This is a genomic window from Alphaproteobacteria bacterium (assembly GCA_019635875.1).
Lineage (GTDB): Bacteria > Pseudomonadota > Alphaproteobacteria > Reyranellales > Reyranellaceae > JAFAZJ01.
On sequence record JAHBYP010000008.1, the window covers coordinates 138,036 to 159,558 of the forward strand.

A 21,523-nucleotide genomic window follows, 5' to 3' on the forward strand; every position below is an offset into this window, starting at 1 on the left:
CCTTGATCTGATGGCGGATGTCGGCCGCCTCGATCACCGGTGGCCCAGGCGTCTCGTCCCGTTCCAGGACGTCGCAGGTGGCGTTGTTGGCCATGACATCCCCCCCGCCGCGACCGCGGCGGTTGAGTATGTCATGGCTTGGTAGCGCGACCTACTTCTTGATCGGCGCGCCCAGCGACCAGACATGGCCGAAGGGATCGCGCAGCTTGGCGTAGCGGTCGCCCCAGAACATGTCCTCGGGCGTCATCAGGCCGGTGGCGCCGGCATCGATCGCCTGCCTGTAGGTCTTGTCGACATCGGGCGCATAGAGATGGATGGTCACGGTGCTCTTGCCCAGCGCCTTCGGATTGCTGGTGCCGCCCATCTCGGCATACTCGGGGAAGCTGTCATGCAGCATGATCACGCCATCGCCGATCCTGATCGATGCGTGCATCAGCCGCTTGCCGTCCTGGGCCGGCATGCGGACCATCTCCACGGCGTCGAACGCCTTCTTGTAGAAGTCGAGCGCCGCAGCAGCGCCATCGACGTCGAGATGCGGCATGACGTGGGGCTGGGGTGCGTCGGCCATGGTCGTTGTCTCCTAGGAAGCGGCCGCGGAAGCCGTGTGCGCGGCCATGATCTCGCGCAGCGCGGGCATGGGATCGGTGGCGCGCACGCTGGCGCGCCCGCCCATGTCGCGCGCCCAGCGCACGATCGAGGGATGGCTGCGGTCGGCGATGGCGGCCAGCTCGGGCGCTTCGGGCACGTAGAACATGATCGGCACCAGGAAGAAATCGGCCAGCGAAGGCTGATCGCCGACGAGATACCGGTTGGCGGCGAGCTCGGCCTCGATCGGCCGCCACAGCTCCGCCACCTGCGCGAGGCTGGCGCGCACGCTCTCTTCCGGCGCCGGACGCAGGCCGAAGCGCGGCAGCAGGATACCGCGCGAGATCGTGCCGTAGAGGTAGTCGCACACCACGCTGATCCACTGGTACATGCGCGCGCGCTTCAGGGGATCGGCCGGGATCAGCGCGGGGCCGCTGCCGATGGCGTCAAACCAGGTGGTGATCGCCAGGGTCTCGTAGACCACCGTGGCCCCCAGGCGCGCCACGGGCATTCGGCGGTAGGGATGTGCCGCCGCGCCGGCCTCCTCCGGCGGCAGCAGGTCGTAGTCCAGGCCCTTCTCGTGCGCCACCAGGCGCGTGGCGCGCACGAAAGTGCTCGGTGCGAAGCCGTGGATCTTGAGCTCGGCCATGCTTGTCCTCCTCAGGCGGTCTTCGGCTCTTGTCCGGCCAGCAGGCGGTCGAGGCACTCAAAACCGCTGTCCCAGCCCTCGGTGTGACTCCTGGTGCCCTCCTCGTCGCGGAACAGGCCCTGAGTGAAGACCATGTCGGTCTCCTCGCCGCGATCGACCAGCTCGACGCTGACGATCGTCTCGTGCTCGCGCGGCGCTGCGGGATCGCCGGACTCGTGCCACGCCCAGGTGAACTCCAGGGTCGAGGGACGCTTCACCTTGAGGAACCGGCCGCTGACCGAATGCATGCGCTGCGGCCCTTTCATGGTCGCCGACCAGGCGCCGCCCTCGCGCACGTCGAGCGCGCAGCGCGTGGTGCGGTAATGATCCGGGCCGAACCACCGGGCGAACGTCGCGCCGTCGGTCCACGCATTGAACACCATCTCGCGCGGCGCCTTGAAGCGCCTGACGATGCGCAATCGCCTGGTGTCAAGCTCGGTGACGCCGTCCATGATCGACCTCTTCCGCGACACGCGGTATGCTGTTATTAACTCCTCGGTTAAGTAAACGTCTCCCTGTCCCGAGTCAAGCGGCCACGTATGGAGGACTCATGACCAGGACCGTCGATCGCGGCGATTGGCTCGACGCCCGCCGCGCGCTGCTGCGCAAGGAGAAGGACCTCACCCGCCTGCGCGACGAGGTCGCGGCGCTGCGTCGCGCCCTGCCGCGCGTGCGCATCGACAAGGACTACGTGTTCGCCGGACCGTCCGGCCCGGTGAGCCTGGGCGCGCTCTTCGCCGGTCGCAGCCAGCTCATCGTCTATCACTTCATGCTCGGGCCGGACTGGAACGAGCCGTGCAAGAGCTGCTCGTTCTGGGCCGAGCATCACGACGCCACGCGCGTGCATCTGGCGCATCGCGATGTCGAGCTGGCCGCGGTGTCGCGTGCGCCTGTCGAGAAGATCGAGCGGTTCAAGCAGCGCTTCGGCTGGCGCTTCCCCTGGGTGTCGTCGCTGGGCAGCGACTTCAACTTCGACTTCGCCGTGTCGTTCCCGCCCGACGACGGCAGGCCGCGCCAGCCCAACTACAATTTCGGCACTCAGACCTTCGGCGGCGGCGAGGCGCCGGGGCTCAGCGTGTTCATGCGCGATGCCGACGGCGCGATCTTCCACACCTACTCGACCTATTCACGCGGCCTGGACGCGCTCAACGGCACCTACCAGCTGCTCGATCTGGTGCCCAAGGGCCGCGACGAAGAAGGGCTGGACTTTCCGATGGCCTGGGTGCGCCTGAAGGATCGCTACGACCCGACGTGAGCGGAGGCTGCCACCGCGCGCCGCGCGACGACGAAGTCGAGGATGTCCGGCACCGCGTGATCGATGGTGAGCTCGGCCGGCTTGTGGCTGCTGGCGCGCAGGCTCGTGCCAAGCCCGTCGCTTTCGGCGCGCCAGCCGGATGCCTGCCACGACAGCCACGGCACGAAGGTGGCGCGGCCGCGCACCGCCGGCTTGCGCCGCGCATTGCCGGTGTTGAACGGCGCCACCGCTGCGCGCACGGCGTGACGCGCCAGCAGCGCCCCGGCGTCGATCGTCAGCACGATCTGCGCCGTGCGCCGGCAGGCGTGCAGGTGCCGCGCGACGCGCTCCTCGTCGAACCAGAAGAAGACCTTGCCGTTGAGCAGCGCGTACCACTGAGTCGGCGTCACGCCGCGCAGGCAGGGCTTCAACGCCGCCGGCGGCATCGGCGACTGATCGCGGATCACCGTGCCGTCGCTCAGCACGGCGCGCACCGGGCGATGCTGCTCGACCGCCGCACGATCCTCCGGCCGCGCACCGGCACGCTCGAACAACGCGCGCGCCGACAGCAGGCCATCGCGCTCGATCGACGGCCAGTTGTCAGCCTCGGCGATGTGATAGACGCGCATCAAACTACCTTCCCCCGGAGGGGGAAGCCGGCGCGGAGCGACGGAAGGGGGATGTTGAAGACGAACGCGGGAGTCCGTCTTTGACATCCCCCATCCACCCTTCGGGCACCTTCCCCCTCCGGGGGAAGGTATCAAAGGTCAGCCCCGCTTCCACACCGTGCCTTTCGGGCCGTCCTCGAGCACCACGCCCTTCGCCGCGAGATCGTCGCGGATGCGGTCGGCCTCGGCGAAGTTCCTCGCCTTGCGCGCCGCCTGCCGCGCGGCGATCGCCGTGTCGATCTCGGCCTCGGTCGGCCCGCTGGTGCCCGCGGGCGTCCAGCGGAACCAGGCCTCGGGATCCTGCTGCAGCACGCCGAGCGCCAGCGCGCCGGCCCGCAGCCGGGCGGAATCGTCGAGCTGGTGGATCGCGCTGATCGCCAGCGGCGTGTTGAGGTCGTCCGACAATGCGTCCTCGACCGAGGACGGCACCGCGTCGAGCACCGCCACCGGCTTGCCGCGCAGCTGACCGTACCAGCGATCGAGCGTCGCCTTGGCCTGCACCAGCCCCTCATGCGTGAAGTCGAGCGGCTGGCGGTAGTGGGCCGACAGCAGCAGCAGGCGGATCGCCTCGCCGGGATACTGCTCGAGCAGCTCGTGCACGGTGAAGAAGTTGCCCAGCGACTTGCTCATCTTCTCGCCCGAGATGTTGAGGAAGCCGTTGTGCATCCAGTACTTCGCCATCAGGCCGTGGCCGAAGGCGCAGCGGCTCTGGGCGATCTCGTTCTCGTGGTGCGGGAAGATCAGGTCGAGGCCGCCGGCATGGATGTCGAAGGTCTCGCCCAGATGCTCGGCGCTCATCGCCGAGCACTCGATGTGCCAGCCCGGGCGGCCGCGGCCCCAGGGGCTGGCCCAGCCCGGCTGGTCCGGCGTCGAGGGCTTCCACAGCACGAAGTCGGCGGGATCCTTCTTGTAGGGCGCGACCTCGACGCGCGCACCGGCCACCAGCTCGTCGCGCGTTCGCCGCGAGAGGCGGCCGTAGTCGTGCATCGAGGGCACGCTGAACAGCACGTGGCCCTCGGCGGCGTAGGCGTGGCCCTTGGCGACCAGGCGCTCGATGATGCCGACCATCTGCGCCACGAACTCGGTGGCGCGCGGCTCGAAGTCCGGCGGCAGCGCGCCGAGCCGCTTCATGTCACCCTGGTAGGCGTCGGCGGTGCGCGTGGTCAGCGCCTCGATGCTCTCGCCGTTGTCGGCGGCGCGCGTCATGATGCGGTCGTCGATGTCGGTGATGTTGCGCACGTAGGTGACGCGTGGATAGCGCCGCCTCAGCAGGCGGTAGAGCACGTCGAAGGCGACGACCGGCCGCGCGTTGCCGATATGCACGTAGTCGTAGACGGTCGGGCCGCAGACATACATGCGCACATGCGAGGGATCGAGCGGCGCGAACGGTTCCTTCTCGCGCGTCAGCGTGTTGTGGATGAGCAGCGACACGGGAAACTCCGGGATTCAAGACGGCAGGACGCGCGCGGCGACGTGATCGCCCGCGTTGATCGAACCCCTCAGGCGGGGCCGCCCTCCCTACATCGCCGTCCGAACGTCACGAGACGTCTCCTCGAAGCCTGGACAGCACCTTAGCACGGCCGATCAGGGGAAGCATCCCCGCCATTTCCGGGCCCTGCTCGCGGCCCGTCAGCGCCAGCCGCAGCGGGTGGAACAGTGCCCGGCCCTTCTTGCCGGCGGCCGCGCCGACGGCGGCACTCCAGGCTTTCCAGGTGCCGCCGTTCCACGGCTCGGGCGGCAGCGACCGGGCCGCGGCGGCCAGCAGCGGCGCGTCCTCGAGCACGGGCGTGATGGGCCCGCGCACGACGTCCGCCCAGATGCGCGCGTCGAAGACGGTGGCGATGTTGCCGCGCACCGCCAGCCAGAAGGCCTCGCCGAAATCGGCGTCCAGCGCCTGCAGCCGCGGCCGCACCGCGTCGTAGGGCAGGCCGTGCACGGTGCGCGCCGAGAGCGTGCGCAGCTCGTCGAGGGAGAAGCGCGCGGCGGCGCGGCCGACATGGCCGAGATCGACGGTCTCGATCAGCGGCGTCAGCGCGCTCACCGGCTCGATGGCGTGGCTGGTGCCCAGCCGCGCCAGCAGCGCGGCGATCGCCAGCGCCTCGATGCCCTGCTCGCGCAACTCCTGCACCGCAAGCGAGCCAGCGCGCTTGGAGAGGCCGCCGCCTTGCGCATCGGTCAGCAGCGGGAAGTGGCCGAAGGCGGGCGGCGTGGCGCCAAGCGCGGTGAAGAGCTGGATCTGCGTGCCGGTGTTGGTGACGTGATCCTCGCCGCGGATCACGTGGCTGACGGCGAAGTCGATGTCGTCGACCACCGAGGGCAGCGTGTAGAGATAGGTCCCGTCGGCGCGGATCAGCACCGGATCGCTCTGGCTCGATTCGTCGATGTGCTGCTCGCCGCGCACCATGTCGGTCCAGCGCACGTCGCCGGGCTCGAGCCTGAAGCGCCAATGCGGCGCGCGGCCCTCGGCCTGCAGGCGGGCGCGATCGGCATCGGTGAGCCGCAACGCGGCGCGGTCGTAGACCGGCGGCCTGCCCTGCGCCATCTGGCGCTTGCGCTTGAACTCCAGCTCCTGCGGGGTCTCGTAGCAGGCGTAAAGCCGGCCGGCGGCGATCAGCAGGTCGCGGGCGCGGTCGTAGCGGGCGAAGCGGGCCGACTGGTGTTCCAGCCGGTCCCAGCCCAGCCCCAGCCAGACGAGGTCATCGGCGATACCCTCGGCGAACTCCCGGGTCGAGCGCTCGCGGTCGGTGTCGTCCAGGCGCAGGATGAAGCACCCGTCATGCCTGCGCGCGAACAGCCAGTTGAGCAGCGCGGCGCGCACGTTGCCGACATGCAGTCGGCCCGTGGGGCTGGGCGCGAAACGGACGATCGGGGCGCTGGCCATGGCGGGCGTGGTTGTGAGCGCTGGCTTGCGAGCGGTCAAGCGCCGCTGACGAGACGGCACGCCGGCAGTCGGGCCGCGCCGCGCCAGCGATGCCCATGATGCGTCGCCGGCGCGACGCGGCCCGAACGGCGCGGAGAACGTCCCGGAGACGGCGAGACTGAGTCAGCTCTTGGGCTGCGGTCCCCAGAGCTGCTCGAGCCTTCGGTCGCGGCCGCAGTTCCAGCGGTAATATGAGTACTTCAGGCTGTTCTTCTTGTAGTAGTCCTGGTGGTAGTCCTCCGCGTCGTAGAACGGCGCCGCCGGCAGGATCTCGGTGACCACCTTGCCGGGCAGCGTGCCGGATTTCTCCAGCGCCGCCTTCGATGCCTCGGCTGCCGTGCGCTGCGCCTCGTCAACCGGGAAGATCGCCGAGCGGTACATCGGGCCCTTGTCGCAGAACTGGCCGCGGGCATCGAGCGGATCGATGTTGCGCCAGAACACCTGCAGCAAGGTTTCGTACGTCACCTTGGCCGGATCGTAGTCGATGCGCACCGCTTCGTAGTGGCCGGTGCGGCCCGAGGTGACCTCCTCGTAGCGCGGATTGGCCTTGGTGCCGCCGGTGTAGCCCGAAGTGGTCGCCACCACGCCCTCGAGCTTGTCGTAGGGCGGCTCCATGCACCAGAAGCAGCCGCCAGCGAAGATCGCCACGGCGAGGCCGGGCTTCGGGGTCGGCGCCTGCGCCAGCGCCGGCAGGGCGAGCAGCGACATTGTCAGCGCGATCAACCAGCGGCGCATGGGCGGGACCCTCAGGCGGCGGACGGGCGGAACTGCAGCGCCACGCCGTTGATGCAGTAGCGCAGGCCGGTGGGCTTGGGGCCGTCGTCGAAGACATGGCCCTGATGGCCGCCGCAGCGCGCGCAATGCACCTCGGTCTGGCGCCCGAATATCGACCATTCGGGCTTGGTGCCGATGGCGGAGGGCTCGATCGGCTGCCAGAAGCTTGGCCAGCCGGTCCGGCTGTCGTACTTGTGCGCCGAGGAGAACAGGGGCTTCTCGCACCCCGCGCAGTGATAGACGCCGGCGCGCTTCTCGCGATCGAGCGGCGAGGTGTAGGCGCGCTCGGTACCGGCCTTGCGCAGCACCCGGTACTGCTCCGGCGTCAGCCGCTTGCGCCATTCCTCGTCCGAGTGGACGACCTCGAACGGTCCCGGCTCCCTGGCCGAACCCGTGCGCCCGGCCACGCCGCCGATCGCCAGCGCGCCCACGCCCAGAACCCAGTGCCGTCTGCTCAGTTCCGCCATGCCATCAGAATAGGCAAGTCGGCCGATCACCGCCGTTCACGATGTCGTCGGGGTGCCGTTTGGACGTTCAGTGCCGTTCTGGACGTTCGTTTGCCTCTTCCCCCTCCCTCTTCTCTGAAAGAAGGGGTGTCGTTTGGACGTCCAGTGCCGTTTTGGACGTTTGTTTGCCTCTTCCTCCCCCTTTCTCTGAAAGAGGAGAAGGGGAGAGGGCAGATAACGGCACAAACGTCCAAAACGGCACTGACGGCACTGATCCGGTGCCGGGTCAGCCCCGGAAGGCGTTGGTAATCGGATACCGCCGGTCCCTGGAGATCGAGCGGGTGGTGATCTTCACCCCCGGCGGCGCCTGGCGACGCTTGTACTCGGCGTTCTCGAGCATGCGCCAGACGCGGGCCACGGTAGCCGCGTCATGGCCCTCGGCGACCAGCTCCTCGGTGGCGAGGTCGCGCTCGATCAGGCCCTCGAGGATGCGGTCGAGCTGGTCGTAGGGCGGCAGCGTGTCCTGGTCCTTCTGGTCGGGCTTGAGCTCGGCCGAGGGCGGCTTGGTGATGATGCGCTCGGGGATCACGCGTCCCTCGGGCCCCAGCGCGCCCTCGGGGCGGTGCTGGTTGCGCCAGTGGCAGAGCTGGAAGACGGTCGTCTTGTAGACGTCCTTCAACGCGTTGTAGCCGCCGCACATGTCGCCGTAGAGCGTCGAGTAGCCGACCGCCATCTCCGACTTGTTGCCGGTGGTCACCACCATGCCGCCGAACTTGTTGGAAATCGCCATCAGGGTGAGCCCGCGGGCGCGCGCCTGGATGTTCTCCTCGGTGACGTCGGCGTTCTTCCCGGCGAAGATCGGCGCCAGCATCGCGCCGAAGGCCTTCATCGCCGGCTCGATCGAGACGATGTCGTAGCGGATGCCCAGCATGTCGGCGCATTGCTGCGCGTCCTCCAGGCTGTCCTTGCTGGTGTAGGGCGAGGGCATCATCACCGTACGCACGCGGTCGGCCCCCAGCGCGTCGGCGGCGACGGCGGCGGTGATCGCCGAGTCGATGCCGCCGGACAGGCCGATTACCACGCCGGGGAACTTGTTCTTGTTCACGTAGTCGCGCAGGCCCAGCACCATGGCCTCGTAGATCGATTCCAGCCGCGAGGGCGTGGGCGCGATCGGGCCGGGCTGGCAGTCCCAGCCGCCATCGGCGGTGCGCAGCCATTTCGTGGTCACGACGGCTTCGCGGAAGCTTGGCAGCACGGTGCGCATCTTGCGATCGGCGCCGATGACGAAGGAGCCGCCGTCGAAGATCAGCTCGTCCTGGCCGCCGACCTGGTTGACGTAGCAGAACGGCAGGCCGCTTTCGACGACGCGCGCGACGCCCAGCTGCAGGCGCATCTCCGGCTTGTTGACGTCGAAGGGCGAGCCGTTGGGCACCAGGATGATCTCGCCGCCGGTCTCGGTGATGCATTCGACGACGTCGGCGGTCCACACGTCCTCGCAGATCGGCACGCCGATGCGTACGCCCCTGAAGACGATCGGGCCGGGCATCGGGCCGGGTGCGAAGACGCGCTTCTCGTCGAACACGCCGTAGTTCGGCAGGTCGACCTTGAAGCGCTTGCCGATGATCTCGCCGCGGTCGAGCGCGATGATGGCATTGTAGAGCTTGTCGTCCTCGCGCCACGGCGTGGTCACCAGCAGGGCCGGGCCGCCGTCGGCGGTGTCGGCGCGCAATTCCTCGACGGCCTGGTGCAGGCGGCGCTGGAAGGCCGGCTTCAGCACCAGGTCCTCCGGCGGATAGCCCGACAGCACCAGCTCGGCGAAGATCACGATGTCGGCGCCCTGCCTGGCCGCCTCGGCGCGCGCGGCGCGTACCTTGGCGGTGTTGCCGGCGACGTCGCCGACGATCGGATTGAGCTGGGCGATGGCGATGGAAAGCTGATCGGTCATGTCACCACTCTAGAGGCGCCCCGCCGCACGGCAAGCCGCGGCGGGCACGTCGCGATCGCTTCGGCGATCGTCTCGGCCTCGACCTCGACGACCGTGTCGCCGCCGCCCAGGCCGGTGGCGCGCCGGCCGGCCTCGGTGACGAGATCGAGCGCGATCAGCATCTCCTCGTCCTTGCGGAAGTTCTGCCGGTAGCCGATCAGGCGCGCGCGCTCGAGCATGTCGCCATTGCCGTAGGGCGACCACAGATCGCGGATGTTGTCGGAGCCGGAGAACACCTCGACGCCGGCCGCGCGCAGCGCCTTCACCGGCGGCATCGGGGCGGCGCCCGGCGCATGGGTCATGATCGCCACGCCGGCTCTCGCGAGATCGTCGGCCACGCGCTTCAGCGCATCGGGCCTGGCGTCACCCAGCGCGAAGGCGTGGCTGATCGCGACCCTGCCGCCCAGCCCGTGCGCCGCCGTGCGCGCGGCGATGTCCTCGATCTGCGCCAGGCCGCCGTCGCCACCGTCGTGCAGGTGGATGTCGACGCCCTTGCCGTGGCGCGAGGCGACGGCGAAGACGACGTCGAGATGACCCTTCGGATCGCGGTCGATCCCGACAGGATCAAGGCCGCCCACCAGATCGGCACCTTCCTTCAACGCGGCGTCAAGCAGATCGGCAACGCCGGGATCGCGCAGGATGCCGGATTGCGGGAAGGCGACGATCTGCATGTCGACACGATCGCGGTTCTGCTCGCGCAATTCGAGGATCGCGTGCAGGTCGTCGAGCTTGCGCGCCGTGTCGATGTCGACATGGGTGCGCAGCGCGGTGGTACCGCAGGCGATCATCTGCTCCAGCAGCGCGCGGCCGCGCTCGATGGTCGGCACCGGCAATGAACCACGCACCGCCCGCTCGGCCTCGATGCGTTCGGCCACGGTGGCGCCGGCGGCATGCGGCCGCCAGGGCATGCCCCACAGCGTCTTGTCGAGATGGCAGTGGCCGTCGACGAAACCCGGCAGCGCGAGCGTCATGACGTCTTTGCTTCTCCCCGCGGAGGCGGGGAGAAGGTGCCGAGCGTCAGCGAGGCGGATGAGGGGCTTCCTCGCGCAACGACGAACGCTGTCATTGTGGAGACTCCGCGAAGCCCTCATCCGCCCTTCGGGCACCTTCTCCCCGCATTCGCGGGGAGAAGGGAAGTGGGCCAAGCCGATTTGCGATAACCCTCGTCATATCAGGGCTGCTTCAGCTCTCCGTTGCCGGCGCGGCGGCGATGGAGGAACTCGCGGCCGACCTTCACGCGCGGCGTGCCGTCGTACTCGACGATGTCGGCGGTGGCGTAGGTCTCGGTCCAGTTGGCCGGCAGGAACGAGCCCGAGCCGACCACGTCGATCGGCGCGCCGGCCTCGGCCATGACGCGGCACTTGGCCGGGCCGAAGCCCGAGGAGGCGACGATCTTCACCCTGGGGAAGCCGGCGGCATCGAGGTTCTCGCGCAGATGGAAGATCGCCGCCGCCGACACGCCGGTGCCGATCAGGTGGCGCAGCTCCTCCTCGGAGCGATAGCCGCGCGTCGCCTCGCGCGCGTGCTTCTCCATCACCGCGTAGGAGCGCGCCGGATCGAGGCCCTCGATGTAGCGGCCGCCGGTCGTATCGAGGCGCAGCGAGAGGTTGCCGGCGGCGGCCAGCTCGGGAAAGCCGCGGCAGACCGCGAGCGAATCGGTGACCTCGTGCGCGAAGTAGTCGACCAGCACGGTCATCGGCTCGCCCGGGAAGGTCGCGGCGAACATCTGCGCGGCGCGCAGGGTCGAGCCGGCATAGCCGATCAGGGCGTGCGGCATGGTGCCCAGCCCCTGCTCGCGGCCGAAGAAATGCGCCGTGGCGTGCGTGGCGTTGCCGATGAAGCCGACGGCGCCGTCCTTGCGCTGGGCGCGCCTGGAGCCGACCGAGGCGGCGTAGGCCATCATCTCGGCCATCTCGGTGCCGGCGCAGTGGCGCGCGTCCATGGCGAGGAAGGCCGTCTTGGGCATCTCCGCGCACATGGTGTAGGCGTTGTAGGCGGCGACGCAGGCGGGACCGAGCTTCTGCAGGAAGATCGTCTCGAGGTCGACGAGATGGAAGAACGAGCCGGTGATGTACAGCATCGGCTCGCCGGCGCCGACCCACTTGCCCTCGGGGTAGCGCAAATCGATCTCGATCTGCGTGCCGCGCGTGGCCATCAGCTCGCGCAGCCAGTCGAGCGCCAGCTTGGGCGCGCAGATCACCGGGCGGCGCATGAAAATCGCGTAGGTCACCCGGCTGTCGCCGAACCTGCCGATCACCGCCTTGGTGCGGTTGAAGTAATGGTCGGTGAACCGGGCGATATCGTTGTCGACCGGATGCATGGGGTCCCCCTCGCCTTTTTCCGCCGCCTCGCGGCGGCGGAAAGCGGACGATCGTTTACTTGCCGGAAGCGGCGGGCCGCTCGCGCGTCAGCCTCTCGGACTTGAGCTGCTCGGCGAGCAGGAAGGCGAGCTCGAGCGCCTGGCTGGCGTTGAGCCTGGGATCGCACTGCGTCTCGTAGCGCGCGGTCAGGCCCTCGACGGTGATGTCGACGGCGCCGCCGACGCATTCCGTGACCTCCTGGCCGGTCATCTCGAAATGCACGCCGCCGGGATGCGTGCCCTCGGCGCGGTGGATGGCGAAGAACTCCCGCACTTCCTGCAGCACGGCGCTGACATGCCGGGTCTTCAGCCCGTTGGCCGCCTTCACCGTGTTGCCGTGCATGGGATCGCACGACCAGACGATCGAGCGGCCCTCGCGCTTGGCGGCGCGGATCAGCGCCGGCAGGTGGTCGCCCACTTTGCCGGCGCCCATGCGGGCGATGACGGTGATGCGGCCCGCGGTGTTGCGCGGGTTCAGCGAATCGAGCAGGCGCAGGAAGTCGTCGGGCCTGGTCGTCGGGCCGGCCTTGAAGCCCAGAGGGTTCTTCACGCCGCGCAGGAACTCGACATGCGCGCCGTCGGGCTGACGCGTGCGATCGCCGATCCACAGCATGTGGGCCGAGCAGTCATACCAGTCGCCCGAGGTCGAATCGACGCGGGTCAGCGCCTGCTCGTACTGCAGCAGCAGCGCCTCGTGGCTGGTGAAGAAATCGGTCTCGGCGATCTGCGGCGTGGTCGACGAGGTCAGACCGCACGCCGCCATGAAGGTCAGCGTCTCGTCCAGCCGCTTGGCGAGATCCTCGTACTGCGCCGAGGCCGGCGAGTTCGACACGAAGTCGAGATTCCAGCGATGGACCTCGTGCAGGTCGGCATAACCGCCCTGCGCGAAGGCGCGCAATAGGTTCAAGGTGGCGGCCGACTGGTTGTAGGCCTGCACCATGCGCTCGGGATCGGGCCGGCGCGCCTGGGGCGTGAACTCGAAGCCGTTGACGTTGTCGCCGCGATAGCTCGGCAGCGTCACGCCGTCGATCTCCTCGACGTCCGAGGAGCGCGGCTTGGCGAACTGGCCGGCCATGCGGCCGACCTTCACCACGGGCACGCCGGCGCCGTAGGTCAGCACCACCGCCATCTGCAGGAGCACGCGGAACGTGTCGCGAATAGTGTTGGCGGTGAAGTCCTGGAAGCTTTCGGCACAATCGCCGCCCTGCAGCAGGAAGGCCTTGCCCTCCGCCACGTTGGCCAGCGCCGCGGTCAGCTTGCGCGCCTCGCCGGCGAAGACCAGCGGCGGGTAGCGGCGCAGGCGCGCCTCGGCGCTCTCCAGAGAGACCTTGTCCTCGTAGACCGGCATCTGCTGGGCGGGAAAGGAGCGCCACGATTCGGGGGACCAGGGAAACGAAGCCGCGCCCGCCGCCCCGAGGGTGGTCGGTTTGCGCTGCGTCGCAGCCTGGATCGCGTTCATGACTTCCTCCATGCATCCGCCGGTCGCGGCGGGCGCAAGGTTCTACGATTTTTCCACAGACGCCGCCAGCGTTGGGGGAGCGCGGCCATTTTTCCTTCCCCCAAGAGGGGGAAGGTGGCGCGAAGCGACGGATGGGGGATGTCTCAACGACACCGCTGTCCGTCTTCGACATCCCCCATCCGCCCTGCGGGCACCTTCCCCTCCGGGGGAAGGTATCGGTATTTCAGTGGCTTAACCTACTCCGCCGCCTTCGCCGCCGGCTTCGGGTCGGGCCGCCTGGTGCGCATGGTGACAAACTCCTCGCCGGCCGTGGGGTGGATGCCCACGGTGGCGTCGAACATCGCCTTGGTCGCCCTGGCCTTCACCGCAATGCCGATGCCCTGGATCAGCTCGGCCGCGTCGTCGCCCACCATGTGTGCACCGACCACCCGGTCGCTCTCGGCGTCGACCAGCAGCTTCATGAAGGTCTTGCCCTTGCGGCCGGTCAGCGTGTGCTTCATCGGCGTGAAGCTCGAGGCGTAGACGTCGAGCCGGGGATAGACCCGCCGCGCCTGCTCCTCGGTCAGGCCCACCGTCGCCATCTGCGGCTGGCTGAACACCGCCGACGGCACATCCTGGTGGTCGGCCTTGCGCGGCTTCTTGCCGAACACGGTGTCGGCGAAGGCGTGGCCTTCCATCAGCGCCACCGGCGTGAGGTTGATGCGGTCGGTCAGGTCGCCGACGGCGTAGATGTTGGGCACCGTGGAGGCCGACCACTCGTCGACCGCGACGGCGCCGGCCTTGTTGAGCGTGACGCCGACCTTGTCCAGGCCCAGCCCGGCGGTGTTTGGCACGCGGCCGGTGGCGTACATCACGCAATCGGTCTCGATCGCCTGGCCGCTCGTCGTGGTCGCGACCAACGCTCCGCCGCGCCGCTCGATCCTCGCCAGCTCGGTCTCGGTCCTGAAGCGCACGCCCTTGTCGGCCATGCCGCTCTGCACGACCTTGCGGCATTCCTCATCGAAGCCGCGCAGCACCAGCTCGCGGCGCGGCACCAGCGTCACCTCGGAGCCCAGCCCGTTGAAGATGCCGGCGAACTCCACCGCGATATAGCCGCCGCCGACGATCAGGATGCGCTTGGGCAGGCTGGGCAGGTGGAAGGCGTCGTCGGAGACGATCGCCAGCTCGGCGCCCGGGATCGAGGGCCGCCACGGCCGCGCGCCGGTCGCCAACAGGATCCTGTCGGCGGTGATCATCTTCTCGCCGACGGCGACGGTATGGGCGTCCATCAGCCGGCCGCGGCCGACCACCAGCTCGACGCCGGCGTTCTTCAGCAGGTTCTTGTAGATGCCGTTGAGCCGCATGACCTCCTTCTGCACGTTGTCGCGCAACGTGGCCCAGTCGAAGCTCGGCGCGGGGATGGTCCAGCCATAGGCGGCCGCGTCCTCGACCTCCTCATGCACGTGGCTGCCGTAGACGAGCAGCTTCTTCGGCACGCATCCGCGGATGACACAGGTGCCGCCCACCAGGTCGTCCTCGCAGATGCCCACCCGCGCGCCGTGGCCGGCGGCGACGCGGCTGGCGCGCACCCCGCCGGAACCGGCGCCGATGACGAACAGGTCGTAGTCATACGCGCTCATGCGACTTCCTCTGTAACGCTTCGCCGCGTTTCCGCCGCGAAACCGTCTCCAACCCGCCTTCGGAAGCCGACTATATCGGTTTCGCCGGCCCGGTTTGAAGTCTGCGGGGATGAATTGCTCTCACGCATCGTAAGGGTCGAAGGAAGGGCGGAGATTGCAACCGCCTTGAACAGGAGTCCCACCGACATGTCCACGATCCGTATCGCCGCCGCCGCCCTGGTCGCCGGCCTCATGGCCCTGCCCGCGCTGGCCCAGGCCGCGCCACCCCCCGCCGATACAGGTGCTCGTCAGGGCCGCGCCCAGGCGGCGTTCGACCGTCTCGACGCCAACAAGGACGGCTTCGTCGACCTCGCCGAGATGCGCGCCAGTCGCGCCGCCCTGTTCGACCGCCTCGACACCAACAAGGACGGCCAGCTCACGACCGAGGAGATGCGCGCCGGCCGTCCGAGCCGGAGTCAGCGCGCCGCCAACGCCCAGCGCACCATCAGCCGCGACGAGTTCGTCGCCCGTGCCGAGAAGTCGCTGGCGCGCCGCGACACCGACAAGGACGGCAAGCTCAGCTTCGCCGAGTTCAGCCAGCGCAAGGCACGCAAGGCCCGCTGACCCTTGGGCAGTCGGGCTGCCAGCCCATGATCCGCTTCAAGGGCACCCCGGCCAAATGAAGGGGCCGCCGGCTCGGCGCCGGCGGCCCCCATCGCCCAGCGGATGCAGGCGTGCGACTCAGGTGCTCTCGGCCGACAGGATGTCGCCGAACAGCTCCCAGGTCTCGCCCTTGAAGCGCTGCAGGCGCACCGCCTGCACCGGGTAGAAGTCGGTCGGGCTGGTGCTGAGCGTGATGCCCGGCAGCAAGAGCGGCACGCGCAGCTTCTTGTGGTTGGCGGCCTGCCTCATCAGGTTGGCGCGGGTCAGGTCGTCGCCGCACTTCTTCAGCGTCTCGTGCATGGTGAACGAGACGGCGTAGGCGTAGCAGTAGTTGACGTCCTGCACGTTGCCCTGCGGGTTGTACTTGGCCATCCACTCGCGCCACGTCTTCATCTCGGCGTGGTCGGCCCACTGCTTGTCGGTGGGATCCATCAGCCAGGCCGCGGTGATGACGCCCTGCACGTTGTCGAAGCCGGCCGGCTTCATCGTCGTCGAGACCTGGCCCGAGACGTTGTTGAGGTACTGCACCGGCTTCCAGCCGATCTCAGCCGCCTTGCGCATCGACTGAGCGGCGAATTTCGGGATCGAGATGTTGAAGAAGACGTTGGCGCCGGAATCCTTCATCTGGATGGTCTGCGAGTCGACCGTCGGATCGGTGACCTCGTAGGTCACGTGCTTGACCACCTTGTTGGCGTCCTTGCCGAGTCCCTCCTTGAAGCCTTCCCAGTAGTCCTTGCCGTAGTCGTCGTTCTGCATCAGCACGGCGATCTTCGGATCCTTGACATTGGCCAGGATGTGCTTGGCGTAGATCACCGCCTCGGTGTGGTAGTCGGGCTGGAAGCCCATGGTCCACGGGAAGTCCTTGGGCTTGCCCCACTTCGAGGCGCCGGTGGCCAGGAAGAGGTGCGGCACCTTCTTCTGGTTCATGTAGCGGTGAATCGCGGTGTTGGTCGGCGTGCCCAGCGTGTTGAACAGCGCGAGAACCTTCTCCTGCTCGACCAGCTGTCGCACCATCTCGACGGTCTTCGGCGGGCTGTAGCCGTCATCGAGGGTCACGAACCTGACCTTGCGGCCGTTGATGCCGCCGTTGTCGTTGACCATCTTCCAGTACGACTCGATGGCCTTGCCGATCACGCCGTACGACGAGGCCGGACCCGAATACGGATTGGTATGACCGATCTTGATCTCGCTGTCGGTCGCGCCGTCATCGTATTTCGCCCCGGCCTTCTGCGCGAATGCGGGTCCAAGGACATAGAGCGCGGGCATGGCCGCCGCGCCGCCCATGAGTAGGCGTCTACTGGTCTTCACGATATCCTCCCTGAATGCCGAAACTTAACGCTCGGTCACCCGGGAAGAATGGGCCAATCGCCTGCCGGAGTCGAATCCCGGAGTCGTGAAAACGCCGCCGGACGGAGCCCGGCGGCGTCGATCTGCGAAATTGCGGTGCGAGGCCCGGGCTCAGGTGCTCTCGGCCGACAGCACGTCGCCGAACAGCTCCCAGGTCTCGCCCTTGAAGCGGGCCAGCCGGATCGCCTGCACGGGGTAGAAATCCGTCGGGCTGGTGCTGACGTTGATGCCCGGCAGGATCAGCGGCACGCGCAGCTTCTGATGGTTGGCGGCCTGCTTCATCACGTTCGCGCGCGTGAGCGTGTCGCCGGCCTTCTTCAGCGTCTCGCGCATCAGCGAGGAGACGGCGTAGGCGTAGATGTAGTTGCCGTCCTCGGTGTTGGCGCCGGGCATGTACTTGGCCATCCACTCGCGCCAGGCCTTCATCTCGGGGTGGTCGTTCCACTGCTTGTCGGTGGGATCCATCAGCCATAGCCCGGTGATGATGCCCTGGCTGTTGTCGTAGCCCGCCGGCTTGAGCGTCGAGGCGACCGAGGACGAGACGTTGTTGAGGTAGTGGATCGGCTTCCAGCCGAGATCGGCCGCCTTGCGGATCGCCTGGGCGGCGAACTTCGGGATGGCGATGTTGAAGAATACGTTGGCGCCCGAGTCCTTGAGCTGGATGATCTGCGAGTCGACCGTGGGATCGGTGACCTCGTAGGTCACGTGCTTGACCACCTTGCCGGTCTCCTTGCCGAGGCCGTCCTTGAAGCCTTCCCAGTAGTCCTTGCCGTAGTCGTCATTCTGCATCAGCACGCCGATCTTGGCGTCCTTGACGTTGGCCAGGATATGCTTGGCGTAGATTGCGCCCTCGGTGTGGTAGTCGGGCTGGAAGCCCATGGTCCAGGGGAAGTCCTTCGGCTTGCCCCACTTCGAGGCACCTGTGGCGACGAAGAGGTGCGGGACCTTCTTCTGGTTCATGTAGCGGTGGATCGCCGTGTTGGTCGGCGTGCCCAGCGTGTTGAACACGCACAGCACCTTCTCCTGCTCGACCAGCTGACGCACCATCTCCACGGTCTTTGGCGGACTGTAGCCATCGTCGAGGGTCACGAACTTGACCTTGCGGCCGTTGATGCCGCCCTGGTCGTTGACCATCTTCCAGTAGCCTTCGATGCCCTTGCCGATCACGCCGTAGGATGACGCGGGGCCGGAATACGGGTTGGTATGGCCGATCTTGATCTCGGTGTCGGTCGCACCGTCGTCGTACTTCTTCTGCGCGAACGCGACGCCACTCGACAGCAACACTGTCGCCGCCGTGCCACCACCCACAAAGCTACGCCTAGTCGTTCCCATCAGGATCCTCCGATTTCCAGGCGGTGTTCTGTGATCCGCCATGGATGGGAGAATGCGCTGCCGGCTTGGGTTTTTCACTCCCCCCGGACCTGCGACCATTCCGCACCGCGGCTGAAATCGCAGATGCGCGGGCGCGCCGGGGCGGTCGCTGGCGTCTTGCCGGCGACCGCCCGAAAAACAGGCAGGTCAGTCGCTCAGGTACTTTCGGCCGACAGCACGTCGCCGAACAGCTCCCACGTCTCACCCTTGAAGCGTGACAGCCGCACTGCCTGGATCGGATAGTAGTCCGTCGGGCTGGTGCTGACGGTGATGCCGGGCTGCAGCAGCGGCACCGCCAGCTTCTTGTGGTTGGCCGCCTGCTTCATGACGTTGGCCCGGGTCAGCTCGTCGCCGCACTTCTTCAGCGTCTCGTGCATCAGGAACGAGACGGCGAAGGCGAAGATGTAGTTGGCGTCCGACGTGTTGGCGCCGGGCATGTACTTGGCCATGAACTCGCGCCAGGCCTTCATGTCGGGCGCCTCGTCCCACTGCTTGTCGGTGGGATCCTTTAGGTACTGTGCGGTGATGATGTCCTGGCTGTTGTCGAAACCCGCCGGCTTGAGCACCGCGCCGACCGACGCCGAGACGTTGTTGAGATAGTGCGCCGGTTTCCAGCCGAGGTCGGCCGCCTTGCGGATCGCCTGCGCCGCGGCCCTGGGCGTGGCGATGTTGAAGAAGACGTTGGCGCCCGAATCCTTGAGCTGGATGACCTGCGAATCGACAGTCGGGTCCGTGACTTCGAAGGTCACGTGCTTGACCACCTTGCCGGTCTCCTTGCCGAGACCGTCCTTGAAACCCTCCCAGTAGTCCTTGCCGTAGTCGTCGTTCTGCATCAGCACGCCGATCCTGGCATCCTTGACGGACTCCAGCACGTGCCTGGCGTAGATCGCGCCCTCGGTGTGGTAGTCGGGCTGGAAGCCCATGGTCCACGGGAAGTCCTTCGGCTTGCCCCACTTCGAGGCGCCGGTGGCGACGAAGAGGTGCGGCACCTTGCGCTGGTTCATGTAGCGATGGATCGCCGTGTTTGTCGGCGTGCCCAGCGTGTTGAAGGTGCACAGCACCTTCTCCTGCTCGACCAGCTGGCGCACCATCTCGACCATCTTGGGCGGGCTGTAGCCGTCGTCGAGGGTGACGAACTTCACCTTGCGGCCGTTGATGCCGCCCTGGTCGTTCACCATCCTCCAATAGGCTTCGATCGCCTTGCCGATCACGCCGTAGGCCGACGCCGGCCCGCTGTACGGCCCGGTGTGGCCGATCCTGATCTCGCCGTCGCTCGCGCCATCGTCGTACTTCTTCTGCGCGAACGCGACGCCACTGCCCAACAACGCCGCGGCGGCCGACGCGCCGCCGACAAAGCTACGCCTACTCGTACGCATACGCACTCACTCCTCCACCAGGACGCACCTCCGTCAGGTGCGCGAACTCAACGCGTGCTCGGGCTCAGCGCTTCAGCCGCCGCCAGGCCATGACGATGCCGCCGGCGATGCCCAGCGGCATGACGTACATCAGGATCAGCAGCAGGATGCCGTAGACGGCGTAGGCCGACAGGTCGAACGGCAGGCCAAGGTCGTTCTTCACGAAGTTCGACAGCGCCTGCGCCGAGTTCTGCACGATCACCGTGAAGACGCCGCCGATGATCGAGCCGGCGAGCGATGCAACGCCGCCGACCACCAGGCCGATCAGCAGCGAGATCGACAGGAAGAAGCCGAAGCTGTCGGGCGCCACGAAGGCGATGGTCGAGGCCGAAAGCGCGCCGGCGATGCCGGTATAGGCCGCGCTGATGCCGAAGGTCACCGTCTTGTACTGGGCGCTGTTGATGCCCATCGTGTCGGCGGCCATGTGGTGGTCGCGGATCGCCATCATCGCGCGCCCGTTGCGGCCGCGCAGGATGTTGAAGGCGATGAAGTACAGCGCCACCATGATGACGAGGATGTAGTAGTAGAGCCACTGATCCTCGCTCAGCGGCAATCCGAAGGGCGGCTCGGGCTTGAGCAGCACGATGCCCTGCACGCCGCCGGTCATGCCTTCGAGCCATCGGTATTTCAGCAGCTGCGGCACGGCGAGCGCCAGCGCGAACGTCGCCAGGGCGAGGTAGTGGCCCTCCAGCCTGAGCGCCGGCAGTCCGAACAGGTAGCCGACGATGAAGCACATCACCGCCGCCGCCGGGATGGTCAGGAAGTAGAAGTCCGGCATCCACGAGATCTTGTCGAGCAGGACGGCCGCGGTGTAGGCGCCGACGGCGTAGAACGCGCCGTGGCCGAGCGAGATCTGGCCGTTGAAGCCGGTCAGCAGGTTGAGGCCGAGAACCGCGATCGCGGCGATCATCATCGTGCTGATGACGAACAGCCGGTAATCGGAGATCACGTTGGGAACGACGAACTTCAGCAGCGGCAGCACGAAGGCCACGGCGACGACGATCCAGACCCAGGGCTTTACCGCGGCAGGAGCCGCCGGCGGCGCCGGGACGGCCACTTCCTGCGGTGCCGCGTCGGCAGTCTCGGTGCTGGCCATGGCTACACCCTCTTCACTTCGTGTCGGCCGAACAGACCGCTCGGCTTCAGGGTCAGCACGGCGATGACGATGATCAGCGCCACCGTCAGCTTCTCACCATTGCCGATGATGTAGACGCCGCTGACCTTCTCGATCAGGTTGCCGAAGAAGGCCACGAGGTTCTCGAGCACGCCGACAATGAAGCCGCCGACGACGGCGCCGCCCGGGCTGGAGATGCCGCCCAGCAGCGCCCCCGCGAAGGCGTACAGCAGAATGCCGCCCATCATGTTGGGGTCGAGATAGACGATGTGCGCGACCATGGTGCCGGCCACGGCGCCGACAGCGGCGGCCAGTCCCCAGCCCAGCGCCAGCATCCAGTCAACGCGCACACCCGCGAGACGCGCGGAGACCGGGTTCTGCGCCGCGGCGCGCATCGCGAGCCCCAGCGGCGTGAAGCGGAAGAACAGGAACAGCAGCGTCAGCACCCCGACCGTGACCAGGACCACGCCGAACTGGTGGGCGCCGATCAGGCCCGACAGGCCGAACTGCTCCTTCGGGAACGGCGAGGGAAACTCCTTGATCAGGTAGCTCCAGATCGTTCCGGCGACCGAGTTGCAGATCGCCAGCAGGCCGATGAAGACCACGACGATCGACAGGATCGGCGCGGAGTGCAGCGACCGCAGCACCGTGCGTTCGATCGCCAGGCCGGCGACGAAGGATACGACGATGGCGGCGAAGAAGGCGGGCCAGAAGCCCAGGCCCCACTGCATCAGCTGCCACGCGATGTAGGTCGAGAACATCGCCATCTCGCCCTGGGCGAAATTGATGCGGTCGGTGGAGACGAAGATCATCACCAGCGCCAGCGCGACACAGGCGTAGATCGCGCCGTTGGCGAGGCCTGAGACGACCTGCTGCAGCAGCTGTTCCATGGCGCGGC

General features: G+C 67.8%; 20 protein-coding genes. 2 read left to right on the forward strand and 18 right to left on the reverse strand.

What is annotated here, in order from left to right; all coding sequences use genetic code 11:
• Positions 1-151 precede the first annotated feature (151 nt).
• The 3 genes from KF889_24620 to KF889_24630 are packed head-to-tail and all read right to left on the reverse strand — an operon-like array spanning position 152 to position 1,725.
• The gene (locus tag KF889_24620) at positions 152-568 is read right to left on the reverse strand and encodes a VOC family protein (GenBank protein MBX3502642.1); all 417 of its coding nucleotides are present in this window, start codon (positions 566-568) and stop codon (positions 152-154) included.
• A 12-nt stretch (positions 569-580) separates the two neighbouring features.
• Entirely contained in the window at positions 581-1,234 is a 654-nt protein-coding gene (locus KF889_24625; protein MBX3502643.1) for a glutathione S-transferase family protein, read from the reverse strand.
• Between the two features lie 11 nt (positions 1,235-1,245).
• Positions 1,246-1,725, reverse strand: coding sequence for an SRPBCC domain-containing protein (locus KF889_24630; GenBank protein MBX3502644.1), 480 nt, complete (start codon positions 1,723-1,725; stop codon positions 1,246-1,248).
• Between the two features lie 98 nt (positions 1,726-1,823).
• Here KF889_24630 and KF889_24635 point away from each other — a divergent pair, with 98 nt between their 5' ends.
• Positions 1,824-2,528 (forward strand): DUF899 domain-containing protein, encoded by a 705-nt coding sequence (locus KF889_24635; protein ID MBX3502645.1) that lies wholly within the window; start codon positions 1,824-1,826, stop codon positions 2,526-2,528.
• Here KF889_24635 and KF889_24640 read toward each other — a convergent pair.
• The 10 genes from KF889_24640 to gor form a co-directional block, all read right to left on the reverse strand.
• Positions 2,513-3,136: a hypothetical protein gene (locus KF889_24640; protein ID MBX3502646.1), complete on the reverse strand. Its 624-nt coding sequence runs from the start codon at positions 3,134-3,136 to the stop codon at positions 2,513-2,515. The genes KF889_24635 and KF889_24640 overlap by 16 nt on opposite strands.
• Before the next feature lie 138 nt (positions 3,137-3,274).
• Positions 3,275-4,606: a cysteine--tRNA ligase gene (gene cysS / locus KF889_24645; protein MBX3502647.1), complete on the reverse strand. Its 1,332-nt coding sequence runs from the start codon at positions 4,604-4,606 to the stop codon at positions 3,275-3,277.
• A 106-nt stretch (positions 4,607-4,712) separates the two neighbouring features.
• Positions 4,713-6,056, reverse strand: a complete 1,344-nt coding sequence (locus tag KF889_24650; GenBank protein MBX3502648.1) for a glutamate--tRNA ligase — start codon at positions 6,054-6,056, stop codon at positions 4,713-4,715.
• Between the two features lie 162 nt (positions 6,057-6,218).
• Positions 6,219-6,830, reverse strand: coding sequence for a peptide-methionine (S)-S-oxide reductase MsrA (gene msrA / locus KF889_24655; GenBank protein MBX3502649.1), 612 nt, complete (start codon positions 6,828-6,830; stop codon positions 6,219-6,221).
• A gap of 11 nt (positions 6,831-6,841) precedes the next feature.
• Entirely contained in the window at positions 6,842-7,336 is a 495-nt protein-coding gene (gene msrB, locus KF889_24660) for a peptide-methionine (R)-S-oxide reductase MsrB (GenBank protein ID MBX3502650.1), read from the reverse strand.
• 265 nt (positions 7,337-7,601) lie between these two features.
• A complete protein-coding gene (locus tag KF889_24665) occupies positions 7,602-9,260 on the reverse strand; it encodes an NAD+ synthase (protein MBX3502651.1) in 1,659 nt (552 codons plus the stop codon).
• Entirely contained in the window at positions 9,257-10,270 is a 1,014-nt protein-coding gene (locus KF889_24670) for an amidohydrolase family protein (protein MBX3502652.1), read from the reverse strand. The genes KF889_24665 and KF889_24670 overlap by 4 nt, the downstream gene beginning before the upstream one ends.
• Before the next feature lie 200 nt (positions 10,271-10,470).
• Positions 10,471-11,619, reverse strand: coding sequence for a nicotinate phosphoribosyltransferase (locus KF889_24675; protein ID MBX3502653.1), 1,149 nt, complete (start codon positions 11,617-11,619; stop codon positions 10,471-10,473).
• Positions 11,620-11,674: 55 nt separating this feature from the next.
• Entirely contained in the window at positions 11,675-13,117 is a 1,443-nt protein-coding gene (locus KF889_24680; GenBank protein MBX3502654.1) for a 3-deoxy-7-phosphoheptulonate synthase class II, read from the reverse strand.
• A gap of 236 nt (positions 13,118-13,353) precedes the next feature.
• A complete protein-coding gene (gene gor / locus KF889_24685) occupies positions 13,354-14,736 on the reverse strand; it encodes a glutathione-disulfide reductase (GenBank protein MBX3502655.1) in 1,383 nt (460 codons plus the stop codon).
• 186 nt (positions 14,737-14,922) lie between these two features.
• Between gor and KF889_24690 the strand changes: the two genes are divergently transcribed.
• Positions 14,923-15,339, forward strand: coding sequence for an EF-hand domain-containing protein (locus tag KF889_24690; GenBank protein MBX3502656.1), 417 nt, complete (start codon positions 14,923-14,925; stop codon positions 15,337-15,339).
• Between the two features lie 117 nt (positions 15,340-15,456).
• On the opposite strand, the gene KF889_24695 is transcribed toward KF889_24690, so the two are convergent.
• From KF889_24695 to KF889_24715, 5 genes are all read right to left on the reverse strand, one after another.
• Positions 15,457-16,662 carry an ABC transporter substrate-binding protein gene (locus KF889_24695; protein ID MBX3502657.1) on the reverse strand — a complete coding sequence of 402 codons (1,206 nt, stop codon included), beginning with the start codon at positions 16,660-16,662 and terminating at the stop codon, positions 15,457-15,459.
• A gap of 174 nt (positions 16,663-16,836) precedes the next feature.
• The gene (locus tag KF889_24700; GenBank protein MBX3502658.1) at positions 16,837-18,057 is read right to left on the reverse strand and encodes an ABC transporter substrate-binding protein; all 1,221 of its coding nucleotides are present in this window, start codon (positions 18,055-18,057) and stop codon (positions 16,837-16,839) included.
• Positions 18,058-18,251: 194 nt separating this feature from the next.
• Positions 18,252-19,472 carry an ABC transporter substrate-binding protein gene (locus tag KF889_24705; GenBank protein ID MBX3502659.1) on the reverse strand — a complete coding sequence of 407 codons (1,221 nt, stop codon included), beginning with the start codon at positions 19,470-19,472 and terminating at the stop codon, positions 18,252-18,254.
• A 64-nt stretch (positions 19,473-19,536) separates the two neighbouring features.
• The gene (locus KF889_24710) at positions 19,537-20,607 is read right to left on the reverse strand and encodes a branched-chain amino acid ABC transporter permease (protein ID MBX3502660.1); all 1,071 of its coding nucleotides are present in this window, start codon (positions 20,605-20,607) and stop codon (positions 19,537-19,539) included.
• Between the two features lie 2 nt (positions 20,608-20,609).
• On the reverse strand, positions 20,610-21,515 hold the full coding sequence (locus KF889_24715) for a branched-chain amino acid ABC transporter permease (protein ID MBX3502661.1): 906 nt from the start codon (positions 21,513-21,515) through the stop codon (positions 20,610-20,612).
• Between the last annotated feature and the right edge of the window lie 8 nt (positions 21,516-21,523).